Raw genomic sequence first — 16,891 nt, forward strand, 5'->3', positions numbered from 1 at the left:
GCCCTAGAACTCCTTCCAGTTCTTCTCCACGATGCAGATCGGTACCGGCGCAATGAACTCGACTCCGGTATCGGCACGGCGCGTCTTCACGTTGATGGTGTAGTTCGCGAACTTACAATCGTCCGGGAACAACCCCTTCAGCGAATCCATGACCGACACCAGATCGGGCGGAATGGCCTCCTCGACGGATCCCGGCGAGGCATTGGGATCCGGGTTTTTGGTGATCCCGAGCTCCGTGTAGGCACCGGTCGGCAGATCGTCGATGATCGTATAACGACTGTTGCCGACCACCGGGTTGCCGTTGGTGGTCAAGACGGTGAAGGACCGCCCCTGACCGCGCCGGGCGCAGGTTCGGCTACCGCCGTTGATGATCTCTTCCGGCTGGAAGGTCAAGAACACCAGCAGGCCCGAGAGGCCGAAGGGTGAAGCGATCACCTTCTCGCGCGACAACAGCTCCATGTACCAGCCCGGATCGAAGGTCCCCGGTGCCGAGAGGTAGTCCGGCTCGCCGGAAGCCGGCAGCGAATCGGGATTGATCTGGCGCAGATCCGTCGAGGTCAGCGGTAGGCCCGTATCACCACGCTCGAAGGGCCGTCGGCGCGCCGGCGTCGAGGTGCTGTCGAGAATCTCGTCGAGCACCACGAAGAAGCGCGCCGTCTCGGTGCGCGGACCCCAGAGATCCTCGCGATAACCGGTCCCGAAGGCCACCGCATAGCGTCCGAGCTTGCCGACGAAGATCACCGATGGCGGGAAGAAGATCGGCCGCGGCCCGGCATCGAAGATCTGGAACGGGCTCCAGGCGACATCGGTGATGCGCTTGCCCAAGCCGGAGACGTTGACCAACTGCGGCACCGTGCGCATGTCGACCTTGTACATGTAGCCCGACGTGGTGCCGACGTAGATGGTGTCGATCAGGCCATCCTGATCGGTATCCACCGCCGCCGGCTCGCTGGGCACGGCACCGATGACCTCACGCTTGTAGATGGTCTGGCCGGTTTCGACGTCGACCATGTAGATGAAGTTGCCGCGCGCTCCGAGGTTGTCGGGGTCGATGCCGCCGCCGAAGATGGCGACGAAGCGCTCCGTGATGTCGGTACCGGTCGGACCGCAGTTCGAGCCATCACAAACCCTGATCAAGCCCACCGTCGGCTTCGACCAGCCGTCGCCGAGATCGTCGAGACCGTTGGCGTCTTCGTCGCAAGGCTCGAGAGCATTGGTGATGGTGTTCTCGCACTGGTCCTGGAACTCCCACAGGATGCGCGGATACTGGTCGATACAACCGGTGGTCGAGCTGCTGACACAGGACTGCACATACTTGAGGGAGCCCGTCCGCGGCTGCGGAATGTTGCCGTTACCGAGCACGTCCGGCTGCGTGATGTCGAGGGCGAAGTAGCCCTTGCCGCCTTCGCGCAGCCCACCGATGGCGACCGTACGCCAACGCTTGTCCGTCGCCGTCGGGCCGGTGAAGACGTCGGCGACCGTCACCGAGCCATCCATACCGTAGGTCTCGAGGGTCCCGTTGGCCATCTCCGTCAAGGTCGGCAGAACCCCTTCCGGGATGAAGGAGAACAGCTCACGGCCGGTACCGTTGTCGAAGTTACCGGTCACCACGCCCGTCGTGTTGTTGAAGTTGCCGTCGAAAATGCCGGCATCGAAGGCATGGAGCTGGCCATCGTTGGCGCCCACGAAGAGCACCTTGCGGCGGAACTTGTGCCGCTCGAAGAAGCAGATGTAGCCCGGATTCTCCTTGGTGTAGGGCGAGTTGATCTCGCAGGCTTCGTCGAAGCCCTGGGAGAGGAGCGCCGCCGTCGGGCGGGTCTCCGACGGACCGTGGAAGTCAGCGAAGAGATCGTTGGCGTAGAAGCGGAAGTTGTCCGGCGCTCCCACCACCACCGGGTCCGAGTGGAAGATCTCGCCGAGCAGGTAGTTGATCATCACCGCTGGGGCATCGGGATCTTCGTAGCTCTTGGTCTCGTGAACGTAGCGCGCAACCTTGTGCAGCTCGTCGAGATTGCTGGTCGACGCGGTGCAGTCCGGGAACACCGATCCGGCGGTGCCACAACCCATCAACCCCATCAGCTCCTGCGCCCGACCATCGGTCAGAGTGTTGGGCAGGAAAGCGCGCCGCCGCGGAGCCCCGGCGTTGCTTCGGCCGGTGTAGTAAACCCGTCGCCGGCCCTCGCCATTGCCGATGTTGTACTCACGATTGTCGAGCTGGGTGGTGTCGGCACCTTGCAGCAGAAGCTGATCTCCGCCATCCCAGAGACGACAGGCACTGCGGTCGCTCGCGGTGCAGTTCTTGGTGCGATCCGGCACCTGTCGGGTTTCGGTGGTGCCGTCGGGCAGCGTGACGACCTCGTTGCGCAGCGGCAGCGGACGGAGATAGGCATCGATGCGGCCCGGCCAGACGGCGGCCCCCTCCACCGGGAAGAAGCTCGACAGGTAGATCTTGTCGGCCGAGTTGGCCTGATTCTGCGGCACCGCCGCCGACGCGAAGCTCTGCGCTTCGGCGCGGATGGCGTTGAAGATGTTGCGGAACGCGTTCACCAGCTCGGTCTGGTTGCTGGGGAAAAAGGCCTGGTTGGTGGCCGTCGGGTCGACGGTGCGGGCGTCGGTCTGGCCCTCGATGGCCATGTTGTTGAGGATAGTGGTGTTGTTGACCGCGTAGCCGACCACCCAGGTCTTGACGTCGTTGTCGTCATAGACCTCCTTGACCGCCAGCGGCGGCTGGGTCTCGCGCGGGTTGGGATCGTCGGCGGGCCCATCGCCATTGGCCGGCAGACAGGTGTCCTCACCATCCGTCAGAATGATCAGGTAGACCTTCTTGCAGCCAAATCGGGGATCGTTCTTCTTCGCTTCGACGATCCAATCCTTGATGTGAGCGTTGAAGTTCCGTACCGAGGCGGCCAGCGGCGTCGCACCGCGGCCGAGAATCGGCAGCGCGACGGAGTTGCTGACGTCGAGCGCGCGATTGACCGGATCCAAGGGATCGCCGAGCAGCGGGAAATCCTCGAGGAAGGGAGCGACACCGAAGTAGGGAGTCGCCTGCGGGTCGTCGGCATCGTCCCAGGCCGCCGTGCCATCGTTGTCGCCATCGAGGTTGAGATTGGGCGCCAGGCGACGCTGGATGAGCCGGGCGTTGCTGTGATCCCAGTGCATCGGGATCACATCGCCGTGGTCCATCACCGCCGGCAGGCCAGACTCGTAGGGGTTGCTGACCGTCGGGTACTTGAGGTTGATGGTCTGGAGATCGCTGCCGGTCGCCGGATCCGTCGGCGTGAAGGGATCATTGGCCTCATCGGTGTTGGGCTCCCAACCATCACAAACTCCGGCGCCGAACCAGGTGTTGTCGCGCGTAATGCAAGCGGTGTTACTGGTCGGGAAGTTGCAGGGTGTCTTGCCCCGCACGCGCAGCTGATTGTGGTTGGGGAAGGTGGCAAAGCCGAACTTGACATTCTGCACGTTCTCGAGCACGTTGTAGATCGCCTGCTTGGCCTGGAACATGCGCGACTGGGGCCCGTCCTGCGCCGGCACCGCGTCGTTGAAGCCGGTGGTCGGCCAGTTCATCGAGCCGGTGGTGTCGAACAGGATGAAGACGTAGGGGTCGGCTTCCTGCACCTTGACCAGGCTGCGATCGTCGGCCTGCACCCGGCTCGCCCACAGCAGGGCGAAAACGGACAGCAACGTCAACGCCAGGGGAACCAGCGGATGACGCGATAGGACTTGGGATTTCATGGCACTCATCCTCCTCGGGGACCGACTCACGGCACGATCCTGTCGATACCAGCGGAATTGTTGATGCTGTCCGAGAGCTGCTGCGGCGTGCCCTGCCAAGGCTGGAACTCGACCATCAGGTTGATCGACTTCTGGCTCAGCAGGGTGGTCGCCGTCGGGTCGGAGCCGGTCCAACCCAAGCGGCGAGCGGTGACGCCGAGGGCGTGGTTGATCTCGGAGAAATCCGCCGGATCGTTGATCTGGCAGAGATTGCACGGCGCATCGAGGATCGGCAACAGGGCCGAGAGCCTGACGTCGTGGCGCAGATTGACGTTGCCCACCAGAGGCTCCGTCAAGGTGAGGTCGAAGGGCTGGTTGTCGGGCAGGGTGAGGGCCTTGCTGACCGCCACGCCAATGCCCGACTCGGCGGCATAGAACAGCCGCTGGAGAGTCTTCTCGTTGGATCCGATCTGACGCTCCGTCTGGGTGACCAGGGCGAGCGAAAGGCCGAGGATGCTCAGCACCACCAGCACCAACAGGACGATGACGTAGGCACTTCCGCGTTGGTTCCGGCGAGCCGCCGGCAGGGTCGGAGCGAGCTTCATCACAGGTTCCTCATGTCCACGACCGTTTGCAGCAGACGCCGGCGGAACATGCGGTCGAGGCGGTTGGCCTCGGTCGCCGGATCGGCGGTCTCACCGTAGTTGCGGTCTTCGATGCGCTGAATCGGCGGGGCGACGTACTGAAAGTCGCGCCGGTCCGTTCTCACCAGCGTCGTGAGGCGAACGTATTGCAGATCCGGCAGGGGATTCGCGACCGTCCAGGGCGATACCCAGGGACTGGCCGAATGGTTGTCGGCGCTGGTGTTGTAGAGCCAGTCGTCGGATTGGCCGTTGGCGGTCTCGGTGATCACCAGGGCGTCCGATTGGGCGGGCGTGAAGTAGCCCGCCTGAGCGCTGTTGTAGCCCAAGGCCACCTGCAGGTCCATGACGTTGTCGGCCACCTCGATGCGGCCCAAATCGGTCGACAGGGCGACATTGCTGCCCGGGAACATCTCCGCCCGGCTGAGCTTCGGCGTCAGATCGCTGGTGGCATCGCCCGGGATGGCGCGCGCCTCGCGCACGTAGTAGATGTGATCTTCGAGCAGGCCGGCGAAGGCGACGGTGCGCAGATTGTCGGGCAGATTGCCGGCCGCGCTGAACAGCGAGCGATAGTCGGAGCTGCGGGCATGGCCCGACGTGCTGAAGGTCACGGTCACCGAGGTCAGCAGGCCGGCGACGCGATTCTCGGCGATCGCCGTGATCGCCACCACCGCGTAGATGGTGTCGTCGAGGGGACTCACCAGGAGCAAGCCGCGGCCGAGATTGGGATTCGGATTGACCCCCTGCGGCGACAGAAACTCGAGATCCTGCGGCACCCCCGTCGGCGACGGGTTGTTGATCACCAGCGAGCCACTGGTGGCGGTCGCGGGATTTTCCGGATCGGGCAGCAGGGTGAGGGTCGCCTCAGCGCCCAAGGCGGTCGAAGAGAGCTGGTAGATGGGGGTCTCGAAGATGCCCCGAATCCGCAGGATGTCGGTGCCGGGGAGCACCTTGGTGGTGGCATCGGCGGCCACCGCCCGGACGTTCGACCCGGCATTGTTGATCACCGAGACGGCGAGCCCCGTCTGCGAGATCGGGACTCCCGCCGCCGGCCCAGCGCCGAGCTGCGTCGGCAGACCGCCGCGGCCCGCCATGCGCACCGTCGAGACCATCTCGCGCTGCGCGCCGCGCAGCGACTGCTGCATGTCGGCGACATTGTTCTGCACCCGGGCGAGCTCGTTGTGGAGGTCGAAGAGGATCAGCGAGGCGACCAGGATCTCGGCCACCACGAAGAGGGTGACGATCAGCTCGACGACGGTGAAGCCACCCTGGGAACGGCGATTGTTTGCAATCTGCATCGGCTGTTTCCGTCCTAGAAGGGCTTCAGCACCCGGATCCGCAGATCGGGCGTCGGTCCGAGGGCCTGCGCCGAGCCGTTCGACTGCAGCAGCACCTCGACCTCTTTGAGATGAATGAAACCGGCGTCGGTGCCGGCGGACAGCGGATCATCGAGGAGGCCGTCCTTGTCGGCGTCCTGCAGGCCCGGCAGGAGGTCGAGCACGCCGTCGGCGTCGGCGTCCGTCGGCGAGCCGCCGAGGGAGTACTGGCGCACCATGGTGGTGCGGGTCCAGGAGCTGTAGGCGGTGCCCGTCGGCTGGGTCGCCGTCCAGACCTCGTCGCCGATCAGCTTGGGATTGCCGCTCGAGAAGTAGTCGATGCTCTGGCGCTCGGTGCCGGTGGTGATGGTGAGGGCCTGATTGTTGAACGGCAGCTGGTAGACCGTCTCGAGCTGCCGCCGAGCGTGGTTGGCGATCTGCGTCGAAACGCTGCCGCTGGCGTTGTTGGTGATGGCGCGGGTGAACAACGGCAGGATGCCGATCGCCACCAACAGCAACAAAGCCATGGCGATCAGAGCTTCGACCATGGTGATGCCGCGCTCACCGGCACGGCGGGTTCTCGACAGCGACTGCTTCATGGCGACGCTCCTCATCACATGCTCCATTTCCAGGCCTTGCCACCTTCGCCCGCTTCACGAAAGGCCGTGCCGTCCCACTTGCGCAACCGCACCAGCGCGGAGGCTTCCGACTGCACGATGACCTCGAGGTAGTTGCCGCGCGGATCGGCGAAGCGGTAGGCCCCGACATCGCGGATCGAGCCATCGGGCTCGAAGACCGCCTGGCGCGGCTCGGCCGGCGCCGAGGGCACGGCGGTGAAGCCGTTGACCACATCCGGCCCTTCTTCACCGGCATCGGCCGGCCCCCAAAAGAAGACCGTCTCCGGCAGCGGCCGACGCTGGATCACGAAATCGGTCTCGCCGGGCCGGGCTCCACCCACGGGATTGAGCGTGCCGCTGTTGTCGAAGTCGACGAAGGTCATGATCTCGTCGTTGGTGAAATCGACTCGCATGACCGCCGGCACGCCGCGCTTGATGGCCTCGAGCTTGGCGCTCTGCATCTGCATCGCCGTCTCCTGGGCGAGGCCGTGGAGCTTCTGTCGCAGCATCATCTTGTGCAGGGCCGGCCAGCCGATGGCCGCCAGCACCAAGATGATCACCACCACCACCACCATCTCCAAGATGGTGAATCCCGCCTGTCCCTTGCTTCGAACGCTTTTACTTCCGCCAGATCTCTGCATAGCGCACTCCTGTAAAGCAAAACCGCGGCCAACCCGGTCAGCGACGCCCGAAAGCTCGAAAAAGCCTGCCATCAGGGCCCGAACGGACCAGACCTGACTCCTCCGCCGGGATGAGTCTCAATCAGAATTGTTACGATTCGTAACAATTGCGTCAACCGGAATCCGAATGCGACCCGCGCTGCCGCCGCCCTCCCGAGGGCTCAAGGAGAGTCGCCCGCCGTGCAGACTGACGATGCGATGGGCGAGAGCGAGGCCGAGACCCACCCCCTCGGCGCGACCGGTGACGAAGGGCCGAAAGAGCCGGTCCTGGAGCTCCTCGGGCACCCCGACACCGCGATCCAGCACCGCCACCTCGAGCTCCTCGCCGAGGCGCCGCAGGCGTAGCTCCGGGGCCGGCTCGCGACCGGCGGCGCGCTCCGCCTCGACGGCATTGTGCAACAGGTTGCGCACCGCCCGTTCGAGGAGCTGGGCATCGCCATCGCACAGCAACCGCGACTCCTCGCTCTCGCACACCACCTCCACCGCCGCCTCGGCGAGGGCCGGATCACCGGCGGCGCGCCGGGCCATGGCGAGCAAGGAGAAGCGCTCGATGCGCGCCGAACCCGGCCGTGCGAAGGTCAGGAAGTCCTCGAGGATGCGCTGCAGATGGTCCGACTCACGCCGAATCTCGGCGAGAAAGTCCTGGATCGAGTCCTCCCCCGGGGACTTCTCGATCAGGGTGAGGTACCCCTTGAGGGTGGCGAGCGAGTTGCGCAGCTCGTGGGCCACCCCTCCGGCGAGCTCGCCGAGGCCCTCGAGACTCTCCGACAGGCGCACCTCGCGCGCTTGCCGCCGGCTCTCGGTGAGATCGGCGAACAGCGCCAGGTAACCGCGCACAGCACCATCATCGCGCCGCAGCGGATGCAGGGTGACCCCGATGGTGGCGCCGCGATCGAGGTCGATCTCCTGGCGCGTCACGCCGCCGCCACCGGCGATCGCCGACGCCAGCAAGCGGGTGAGCCGGGGATGCCCGACCAGAACCTCCTCGAGGGCCGTCCCGGGCTTTTCCAATCGACAGCCGAGAAGATCCCCTCCGACCTCGTTGAGGGCCACCACCTGGCCGCCGGCATCGAGCAGGAGCACACCGCTGTCGAGGCTCGGCGCCAGGGTACGACGCAACGCCTCGAGCTCGTCACTCGCCGGCGGCCCCTCCTCTGACAAGGTCTCCAGGGCGCGCTCGAAGGTGCGCAGCAGAAAGCCGACCTCGTCTTCACCCTCGACCTCGGGGCGCCCGAAGCGCTCGGCGCGGTCGAAGAGAGCATCGATGGGCCGCAGCAGGTGACGCAGAAAGAACAGCAGCAAGATCAAGATCGCCCCGTTGGCCGGCAGCACCACCCAGGACAGCACCCTGACGCCGCGTAGCTGGGCCCCGAGCTCGGCGGCATCGAGCTCCAGGCGAACGTAGCGGCGAGCCTCGCTCGGCCCCAGCGGCGCGACACCCATCACCGAGTAGGGCAAGCTGCCGTCGGGACCGAACCCCTGGGCCGCGGTGATCTCGGACAGCGGCGGCAAACGTGTCGTCTCGAGGGTCAGCGTGCCGAAGCTCGTGCGCGCCACACCGCGTGCATCGAGCAGGTCGACCCCCAGAGCTGCCGGCGCACCGCGACGCAGATCGGCCGCCGTCGGCATCGCGCTGGCCTCGACGCGAGCCGCGACCTCGCTGGCCAGGCGCGCCGCCTCGGCCCGCCGCTCCTCGGCGAGCAGGAACAGACCGCCGCGATAGGACGAGAGGGTGAAGGTCGAGAGCACCATCAACAGCAAGAGCGCCGTCGGCGGCAGGATCAACAGCTCGCCACGCAACCCGAGACGCCACGGCGGTCGTTTCACAGCATCCCCAGATAGGTGTCCGCCAGGGAACGCCCCCAGAACAAGCCCACCAGCGAGCCGAGGGACAAGAAGACGCCGAAGGGCAGCCGGGCACGGCGACCGGAGCGACCGCTGACGATCAACAGCAGGCCCACCATGGCGCCGGCGGCGGTGGCGACGAAGAAGGTGACGACCATGCCCTTCCAACCCAGGAAGGCCCCGACCATGGCGAGCATCTTGACGTCGCCCAGCCCCATGCCCTCCTCGCCACGGAGGAGATACCACCCGCCCCAAATGGCGAGCAAAATGCCGGCCCCGGCCACCGCCCCCAGAAGCGCGCCGCGAAAATCCGTCCAGGGAATCCACGGCTGCAACGCCAAACCGACGGCGGTGCCTGGCAAGGTGAGCTTGTCGGGCAGCAGAAAGTGGTCGAAGTCGATCCCCGCCAGCGCCAACAGCAGGGCGCAGAAGAGCATCGCCACCAAAGCCGCGAGGGAGATTCCGAAGTGCAGGATGCAGGCGACGAAGAGAGCACCGGTCGCCAGCTCGACGAGGGCATAGCGGGCACCGATCGGGACACCGCAGCGGCGACAGCGGCCGCGCAGCAGGAGGTAGCTCAGGACGGGAATGTTGTCGCGGGCGCGAATCGCCGAACGACAGACGGGGCAACGCGACCGCGGCGCGATGGTCGAGAGACCGAGCGGCAGCCGATGGATGACGACATTGAGGTAGCTGCCGATCGCCAGGCCGAAGAGGGCAGCATAGAAAGCCGCCGTGAATTCCAAGAACACAGCGCCGAAATTCTACGCCAAGGACGGCGTTGGCCGGCGCCGCCACCACAGCAGAGGAACCAGCAGGAGCCATCCGACGCCGCCGAGAACGGCGCCGATGAAGACCGAGGAGTCGCGATAGCGCAGCTCCAGACGTCCCGCCCCGGGAGGCAGCGCGATCCCGAGCTGGCCGAGAGCCGTCGGTCGGATCTCGATCGGCTCACCCCCGAGCTCGGCGCTCCAGCCCTCGTCGTAGGTGATCGCGGCTACCAGGAAGCCGCCTTCGCCGGCGGCGCGGAAGGCGAGGGCAATGCGAGAACCGGCCTCGCTGACCTGCAGGACTTCGGCCCGGGGGCGCTCCAAGGCCTCGCCATCGGCGCCCTCCGGCCGCACCCAGTGGTCGACCAGCAGATAATCACCAGCTCCCTCCCAGTCGGCCGCCACCGCGCTCTCGAGGTCGCGATGAAACACCACCGTGCGCACGAAGCGATAGCGCGGCAAGCCGGAACCGTTGTCGAGCACGCGGGCCGGCGGCCCTCCCACCACCTGCTGGTCCGTCGGCAAGCGCAGCACCAGATGATGGACGTTCCAGGCGCCGAGCAGACGGGCGGTGCGCCAGGGATCGCCCCAGGCCTGGCGGAGACGCTCCAGGGCGTGGCGCCCCCAGCCGGTCAGCATCAGGTCGAAGTCTTCGTGCAGCGCGTAGCTCAAACCCCAGAGCAGACCGCTGTAAGGATCGAGCCGTCCCAGCTTGGCGTTCTCCTGCGCCATGCCGGGCTGGTCCCCGAGCAGCACCTGGCCCCCGGAGCGATAGAACATCTCGTCGACGAAGATTCGCTGTCCCGAGGGCGTGAAGTCGGATACCAGGGGCGGCGATGTCGCCAGCTCGAGGGCGGGTCGGACCCGCACCAGAGAGTGGCCGACGCGCCACAGGTCGCCGACGACCACCAAGACGAGCAGCGACGCCGCCCAAGCCATCGGCCAGCGACGGTGACGTACCGAAAGCAGCACGGCGAGGCTGGCCAGGGCGGTGGCAGCACTCCAGCCGAGCTCGCGAGCCAACAGACTCGTGCCACGGCTCAGGCCCTCCGGCGAAAGCTGCAGGCTGCTGCCCGCCTGCAGCATGTGGCGTAGCCAGGCCGGGTCGCGCGCCGCCACCAGGGCACCGACACCGGCAGCCACCGCCAGCAGACCGGCGACCACCAGCGCCACGTCGAGACGGGCCAGACGTCCACCCCGCCGCGCCTCGACCAAGCCCTGCCAGCCGAGGGCGGCGAGGAAGGGCAGGGCGGCGAGGGCCAGGAGGAGGAACTTCTCCGGATAGCGCACCTGACCGAGCAGCGGCACCGACTCGACGAGCCAGGGGAAGAGCGGATTGAACCGCCCCAGGCCAAGGCCGAGGCCGACGATCAGCATCAGGAGCCAAGCGCCCCGCCAGGCGGTATCGCCCCGGCTGAGGGCCCAGATCGCAAGCAGAAACACCAACAGACCCGGATAGAGCGACAGCACGTAGGGGAACTCCCGATCGAGCAGCGCACCGCCAAAATACAGGCCCTCTTCGGAGCGCATCGCATCGCCGAACAGGCGGGGCACGACCAGCTCGGCGAGGCGCTCCGGCGGGGTCGACCACACCCCGGCCTGGTCGACGGCGAGGCCACCGGAGCGGGGCGAGTCCCGCAAACGCTCGAAGGTCGGAACCAACTGCGGCGCCGCCAACAGCGTCGCCAGGGCGACCGGCAGCAACACCCGCGGCGCCCGCCGGAGAGTGGTGGCAGCGAAGCACAGCAACGCCAAACCGGAGATCAGCACCGTCACCGGCTCGCCGTTGAGGAGGGTCGCCGCCAAGGTCATGGCGGCCATCACGGCCGGACGTCGCCAAGCCGTGTCGGCCGCCAGCAGCCGGACCGTCGCCCACAGGGTCCAGGGCAGCCAGGCCAAGCCCGCGAACAGGGTGTAGGCATGAAGCAGCGAGACGAAGAAACCACCGGCGACGAAGGCGAAGGCGGCGAGGCCGGCGGCGACCGACGAGGCGCCGAGGCGGCGGGTCAAGGCCCAAGCGCCCGCCCAGGCGACGGCGGCGTGGAAAATCACCAACCAAGCGAGCGCCGTCACCGGCTCGACCAGCAGAACCAGCCAGTTCGGTGGGTAGAAGGCGCCGTAGCTGGGATTCGACAGCAGCGGCTGTCCGCCGTGGAGCCACGGATTCCACAGCGGCAGACCTTCACCGACGAGACGTGCGAAGGCCGCCCGCAGAGGCAGATGGAAGAAGGCGAAGTCGCGGGTCGCGAGGGCGTTCCCGGGGACGGCGAGGGGGCCGTAGAAAGGGGCGATGGCCGCCAGTCCGAGAACCGCCGGCAGCAGCCGCCGCTGAATCGGCGTGTTCAGCGCTCCGCCGTCGCCCAGACGTTGAGCCACATCTCGAAGTAGCCGAAGCGGATCTTGCGCATGGCGAAATTGCCGCGCCCGAAGTACCACCCCAGAAGGCCCGGAGTGTAGGCGTAGCAGTGCTCGTCGATCTCCTCCGAGCTCACCAGGCCGACCCGCGCCATGAAGCGCAGCAGGCCATCGGACCACGGCGCCGGCGTGGTGATGATCAAGCGGCCCCCCGGGGCCAAGACCCGGTGAATGTCGACCAAAAGCTGCTCGAGCCCGGCAGGATCGAGATGCTCGACCACCGCCAGCATAGTGACGACCGAGAAGTGACCGTCCTCGAAGGGCAGCTTGGGAGCCCGGTTGAGGTCGAGGGTATGCCAGGCGATGGTGGTCTGCTCACCGCTCGGCGGCAGCTGATCGACCGCGAACTTCTCCTTGAACGATGTGTGGCTGAGAAAGTACGGCTGCGAGCCACAACCGATATCGAGAATGCGGCCCCCGCGCAGGTGCTCGGGGATCAGATGATTCGCCCGCCGCGCTCTGAGACGCGCCAGCAGACCTTCGAGGAGACCATCACCGCGGGTGAAACCCCCGCCCTCGCTTTTCGACATGGGCGGGAGTCTAACCCTAAATAACGGTTACTTCTGAGGCCAGCGGAGAAAAAATCCGTCGGCCCACAGGATGTCCTGGTCGTAGTCCGTCGGGTCGAAGGACCCCACCGTGTAGGTTCCCGACGGCGTGCTCAGATCGCGACCGCCACTGCCGATCAAGAACACCTGGTCGGACTCCGGATCGGCGAGATCGAGGCGGTAGAGGAAGCTCTGCTTCCAGCCATCGAGGCGAGGAATCTTCTGGATATAGATCGGCACCAGGGCCGACTCCATCTCGGAGATGGAGGCCGTCCCGGTCCAATCCGCCAGCGAGACCGTGCCACTGGCACCGGCGGCGGCGGCGGTGGCGGTGTCCGTCAACCAGGCCATCATCGAGTTGCCGACGTTGCGCGAGTCCATCATGGTGCGCTTCTGCTTACTCTTCTGCAGCGCATCGATCATGTTGGGGACCAGCAAAGCCGCGATAATGCCGATGATGGCAACGACAATTAGGAGCTCGATCAGGGTGAATCCCGAACGATTTCGGCGAGTCCTACAAAGCATATTCAGCACCTCCCTAAAGCTACAGGGAAGAGGAGCAAGATTGATGCCACTGAATACGACCAACGACTTCAAGGACTTTTCAGAGTCTTGATGACAATAAGTGTCAACTCAGTCCTGGAACTGCCAATCGCTGGTATACATCTCGACAACACGGAATAGGCGCTCCGTTCCCCTCGCGAACTCCGCCAAGGGAATGGATTCGTTGGCCCCGTGGATGCCCTGAAGCTCGAGACCGCCGAGGGCGAAGGGCGAGACACCGTAGGTCGTCACGCCCCGTTCGCGGAAGAAGCGCGAGTCCGTAAATCCGGCGATGAAAGCCGGCACCACCGGGGCCTCGGGGCTCAGCACCGCCTCCAGGGCAGCGAACAGACGGGTGTCCGTGGGCGAGGCCGCGGCCGGCGGCGAAGCCACCAGCACTTCGATCGCGACCCCCGATCCCAGCACCTGGCGCAGATCTTCGAGGAAGACCTGATTGTCGGTGTCTGGAAGCAGGCGCACATCGAGCAGGGCGGATGCCCGCGCCGGCACCACATTGATCCGTTCACCGCCCTCGATCACGGTGAGCTGCACGGTGTCGAGAAAGAGGTTGGCGACGCCGGGCAGCATCGGTCCCGTCGGACCGTCCGCTTTGACGTAGGCGTCGAGATCCCGATAGTACGGCTCGAACTGCGGCGAGTCGTAGGGCGCCACCGCGCCGAGATACTGGCGGGCGGCATCGGTGACCCGGAAGCTCGCGGGCCGGTTGAGCACCCGAGCGAGGGCCCGAGTCAGCTTGTGCATGGCGCTGTGAGGGTTGAGGCCGGAGCCGTGGCCACCGCGACCGGTGGTCGAAACGCGCAGCCAAAAAGGCCTTTTCTGGGCCGTTTCGATACCCCACCAGAGGAGCCCGGCGGGCGGCTTACGGTTCGCCCCGCCCTCGTTGATCACCGCCGCGATGCCGGCGAAGATCTCCGGATGGTGCTGCCACAGCCAAGCGGCTCCCTGACCGCCACCGCTCTCCTCATCGGCCACCGCCAGCAGCGCGACGTCGCGCTCGAGGACAACCCCTTGGCGCTTGAGAGAGATCAGCGCCGCGAGCTGAGCGATTCCCAAGCTCTTGACGTCGATGACGCCGCGACCCCAGAGCACTCCGTCTTCGATCTTGCCGGCGAAGGGTTCGACCTTCCAACCGGGTCCCGGCGGCACCACATCCATGTGATGGACCAGGAGAAGCCCTTCGCCGGAGCGCCGCCCTGGCAGCCGGGCGAACAGGTTGGTGCGACCAGACGCGGTGACCAGGAGCTGGGTCGCGATGCCTTCACGATGCAGCAGATCGGCGAGGAAGGCGGCGGCGAGATGCTCGTTCCCCGGCGGATTCGAAGTGTCGATTCGCAGGTAGTCGCGCAGCCAGCGCTCGGTCTCCGCCGGCGTCACCGCGCTCTCGGCCAAGAGCACGGCGGGACAGAGGAGACAGACTACCCAGATGAGGAGGGAGCGGAGAATCATGTTGGCAGAAGAGTTGGGCACAAACAAAAACGAGGGTACCGCGAAGGTACCCTCGAAACGTCAAGCAACGAAACCTGGATGAGGTTTTCTTACTTACTGGGTGGTGCGCTCCGGCCACCGCAGGAAGAAGCCGTCCGCCCAGAGGATGTCCTGGTCGTAGTCGGTGGGGTCGAAGGAACCCACGGTGAGGGTGCCGGTCAGACCACTGAGGTCGCCGTCACGGCCACCGGAGCCGACGATCATGACGCGCTCGGCGAGCGGGTTGTCGATGTCGAGCTCGTACTGGAAGCTGTTCTTCCAACCATCGAACTCGGGGCTCTTCTGGATGTAGCGCGGCACCAGGGCCGAGTTGATCGCCGACAGGCTCGAGTTACCGGTCCAATCGGCGAGGTTGACGGTGGTATTGGCACCGGCGGCGGCAGCACCGACCTCGTCGGTGAGCCAGGACATGGCGGCGACGCCCCAGTCACGCTCATCGGCGACGGTCCGCTTCTGCTTCGCCTTCTGCAGAGCGTCGATGAAGTTGGGAACCAGCAGGGCGGCGATGATACCGATGATGGCGACGACGATCAGCAGCTCGATCAGGGTGAAACCCTGCTGCTTCCGAGTCAGCTTGCTCAACATTGTCAGAACTCCTCCTTGAGAAATGAACTCCGGCTCGTGGTCACCATCCCAAATATCCAAGTTTCATGGCTACCACTGATACCGCATCGATATCGCATTCACTGCACGAGACATGCCAGCAGAGGCCAGACCAAAAAACATGGGCTTTTCGGCGCCGCGGAGCCCGCAGAGTGACGCACCCTGTCGGGCCGGTGTCACTTTTTGTCGGTCAATTCCACGCCGGTCAATCGACCCAAGAGCTGACGGTAGATGACAATCCCCTCGACATAGCCGGGCAAGGCGATGCGCTCGTTGATGGTTCCCTGGGCCACCAGGTTGAGGACCTCCGGCGTCAACACCATGAAGGGCGAAAAACCGAAGGTGGGGATGTCCCGCGCTCGCAGAAAACGAGCATCGGTCATCGTCCAGGGGAGGTACAAGGGACCGTGGCGAATGCCCGGATAATGCGTCTCCAACACCGCTTCGATGGCCGCGAAGAGCTCCGCATCCGGGGCACTGCCGTGCATCGCGGCGCCGTCGGCGAGTCGCTGAACGGCCAGCCCATGGGTTCGCCAGGACGGCAACAGCTCGCCGAAGGCCACCTCCGCATCGACCCCCGGGGCGAGTTGCAGGGCAACCTTCATCTCGAATCCGCCGTCGACCGCCTGCACCGGAAAAGGCACCGCTTCGCTGCGAAACATCGACTGCACATAGCCGGGCAACGCGATGAAGGCGGGGACGTCGTGGATCAGGGCAGCGGGGTCCGACAGCGCTTCGCGCCAGTCTTCGCGGTCGCGGGACGGCGCGTAGTGGCGCAGGAACTCTTCGAGCTCCGGCGACACCGTCAGACCGGTCACCGGTCGCCCTTCCGCGATCAGCTCGCGCCGAAGAGACTGCAGCCGCTCCTCGCTGTCGCCACAGATCAGCACCCGCTCGACGCGCTTCTGGACGAACTCGGTGCCCCAGTACTTGACGTCTTCGAGATCCCGCCCTTCCACCGCCCCGCCCTCGGTCAGCACCAGACCGAAGCGCGCCGCCAGCTCCGGCCGTTGCGCCAGGATCCAGCGCATGCCGAGATCACTACCGGTCTCCTCGCCGGAGGTGGCGAGGAAGATAACCGTGCGGCGAGGCCGTTGACCGCTGCGCGCCAAGGCCCGGAAGGCCTCGAGCTGGGCGATCGCGACGCTCTTCATGTCGAAGGCCCCACGGCCGTAGATCCAAGGGCCTGAGATCACGCCTTCGAAGGGCGGATACTGCCACTTCTCGGGATCGTCCACCGGATCGACATCGATGTGATGGTGCAACACCAGAGCGCGCGGATCGTCGCCCTCGATGACGGCCCAGAGGTTGGCGTCCTTCGGCCCGACCCGCTCGAGGATGTAGGGAATGCCGTCCTCTTCCAGCAGGCGCCCGAGAAACTCCGCTCCGGCGGCCGCATCACCATCGGGCGTGCTGGTGTCGATCGCCATGTAGTCGCGCAGCAGAGTGACTTCCGGCAGGGACTCGAAGTCGGTTCCGTCCCACACTTCGACCGTCTGCTGGCGCAGAATCGACTGCAGCCAGAGGAACAGCACCGCCGCCAGCCCGCCGACCAGCGCCAGACTGAGGTAGAGGGAGACGCGCGCAACGTTCCGTCGTCGCCGTTCGAGGTCTGTTCGAGGAGTCATGGAAATCGCCACCGCGGGGGAAGCGCTCCGCGGCGGCCGATATGCTACCCCTGGGATCGATCTTT

The 16,891-nt window shown here is 65.9% G+C and carries 13 protein-coding genes; all 13 read right to left on the reverse strand.

From position 1 onward, the window contains the following. Window positions 1-3: 3 nt before the first annotated feature. A complete protein-coding gene (locus tag AAF604_03785) occupies window positions 4-3,735 on the reverse strand; it encodes a PilC/PilY family type IV pilus protein (GenBank protein ID MEM7048750.1) in 3,732 nt (1,243 codons plus the stop codon). 26 nt (window positions 3,736-3,761) lie between these two features. Then, complete coding sequence (locus AAF604_03790) at window positions 3,762-4,319, reverse strand: PilX N-terminal domain-containing pilus assembly protein (protein ID MEM7048751.1); 558 nt, start codon at window positions 4,317-4,319, stop codon at window positions 3,762-3,764. After that, entirely contained in the window at window positions 4,319-5,653 is a 1,335-nt protein-coding gene (locus tag AAF604_03795; protein MEM7048752.1) for a hypothetical protein, read from the reverse strand. Before AAF604_03795 ends, AAF604_03790 begins: the two co-directional genes overlap by 1 nt. 14 nt (window positions 5,654-5,667) lie before the next feature. Further along, window positions 5,668-6,270 (reverse strand): hypothetical protein, encoded by a 603-nt coding sequence (locus AAF604_03800; GenBank protein ID MEM7048753.1) that lies wholly within the window; start codon window positions 6,268-6,270, stop codon window positions 5,668-5,670. A gap of 14 nt (window positions 6,271-6,284) precedes the next feature. After that, window positions 6,285-6,929: a prepilin-type N-terminal cleavage/methylation domain-containing protein gene (locus AAF604_03805; GenBank protein MEM7048754.1), complete on the reverse strand. Its 645-nt coding sequence runs from the start codon at window positions 6,927-6,929 to the stop codon at window positions 6,285-6,287. 117 nt (window positions 6,930-7,046) lie between these two features. Continuing rightward, window positions 7,047-8,795, reverse strand: a complete 1,749-nt coding sequence (locus tag AAF604_03810) for an ATP-binding protein (protein MEM7048755.1) — start codon at window positions 8,793-8,795, stop codon at window positions 7,047-7,049. Then, window positions 8,792-9,565, reverse strand: coding sequence for a prepilin peptidase (locus AAF604_03815; protein ID MEM7048756.1), 774 nt, complete (start codon window positions 9,563-9,565; stop codon window positions 8,792-8,794). The genes AAF604_03810 and AAF604_03815 overlap by 4 nt, the downstream gene beginning before the upstream one ends. A 12-nt stretch (window positions 9,566-9,577) precedes the next feature. Then, window positions 9,578-11,959 (reverse strand): hypothetical protein, encoded by a 2,382-nt coding sequence (locus AAF604_03820; GenBank protein MEM7048757.1) that lies wholly within the window; start codon window positions 11,957-11,959, stop codon window positions 9,578-9,580. Continuing rightward, complete coding sequence (locus AAF604_03825) at window positions 11,926-12,528, reverse strand: class I SAM-dependent methyltransferase (GenBank protein ID MEM7048758.1); 603 nt, start codon at window positions 12,526-12,528, stop codon at window positions 11,926-11,928. The genes AAF604_03820 and AAF604_03825 overlap by 34 nt, the downstream gene beginning before the upstream one ends. 27 nt (window positions 12,529-12,555) lie before the next feature. Continuing rightward, window positions 12,556-13,071 (reverse strand): prepilin-type N-terminal cleavage/methylation domain-containing protein, encoded by a 516-nt coding sequence (locus AAF604_03830; protein MEM7048759.1) that lies wholly within the window; start codon window positions 13,069-13,071, stop codon window positions 12,556-12,558. A gap of 108 nt (window positions 13,072-13,179) precedes the next feature. Further along, entirely contained in the window at window positions 13,180-14,556 is a 1,377-nt protein-coding gene (locus tag AAF604_03835; protein ID MEM7048760.1) for a M20/M25/M40 family metallo-hydrolase, read from the reverse strand. A gap of 93 nt (window positions 14,557-14,649) precedes the next feature. Next, window positions 14,650-15,180, reverse strand: a complete 531-nt coding sequence (locus tag AAF604_03840; protein ID MEM7048761.1) for a prepilin-type N-terminal cleavage/methylation domain-containing protein — start codon at window positions 15,178-15,180, stop codon at window positions 14,650-14,652. Window positions 15,181-15,374: 194 nt separating this feature from the next. Beyond that, window positions 15,375-16,826: a M20/M25/M40 family metallo-hydrolase gene (locus tag AAF604_03845; GenBank protein ID MEM7048762.1), complete on the reverse strand. Its 1,452-nt coding sequence runs from the start codon at window positions 16,824-16,826 to the stop codon at window positions 15,375-15,377. Window positions 16,827-16,891 lie beyond the last annotated feature (65 nt).

Source organism: Acidobacteriota bacterium (assembly GCA_039028635.1).
Classification (GTDB): domain Bacteria; phylum Acidobacteriota; class Thermoanaerobaculia; order Multivoradales; family JBCCEF01; genus JBCCEF01.

Bases quoted from the DNA above. Each gene is read 5' to 3' on its own strand.
- AAF604_03785 (MEM7048750.1), bottom strand. From the start codon at position 3,735: ATGAAATCCCAAGTCCTATCGCGTCATCCGCTGGTTCCCCTGGCGTTG.
- AAF604_03790 (MEM7048751.1), bottom strand. From the start codon at position 4,319: ATGAAGCTCGCTCCGACCCTGCCGGCGGCTCGCCGGAACCAACGCGGA.
- AAF604_03795 (MEM7048752.1), bottom strand. From the start codon at position 5,653: ATGCAGATTGCAAACAATCGCCGTTCCCAGGGTGGCTTCACCGTCGTC.
- AAF604_03800 (MEM7048753.1), bottom strand. From the start codon at position 6,270: ATGAAGCAGTCGCTGTCGAGAACCCGCCGTGCCGGTGAGCGCGGCATC.
- AAF604_03805 (MEM7048754.1), bottom strand. From the start codon at position 6,929: ATGCAGAGATCTGGCGGAAGTAAAAGCGTTCGAAGCAAGGGACAGGCG.
- AAF604_03825 (MEM7048758.1), bottom strand. From the start codon at position 12,528: ATGTCGAAAAGCGAGGGCGGGGGTTTCACCCGCGGTGATGGTCTCCTC.
- AAF604_03830 (MEM7048759.1), bottom strand. From the start codon at position 13,071: ATGCTTTGTAGGACTCGCCGAAATCGTTCGGGATTCACCCTGATCGAG.
- AAF604_03835 (MEM7048760.1), bottom strand. From the start codon at position 14,556: ATGATTCTCCGCTCCCTCCTCATCTGGGTAGTCTGTCTCCTCTGTCCC.
- AAF604_03840 (MEM7048761.1), bottom strand. From the start codon at position 15,180: ATGTTGAGCAAGCTGACTCGGAAGCAGCAGGGTTTCACCCTGATCGAG.
- AAF604_03845 (MEM7048762.1), bottom strand. From the start codon at position 16,826: ATGACTCCTCGAACAGACCTCGAACGGCGACGACGGAACGTTGCGCGC.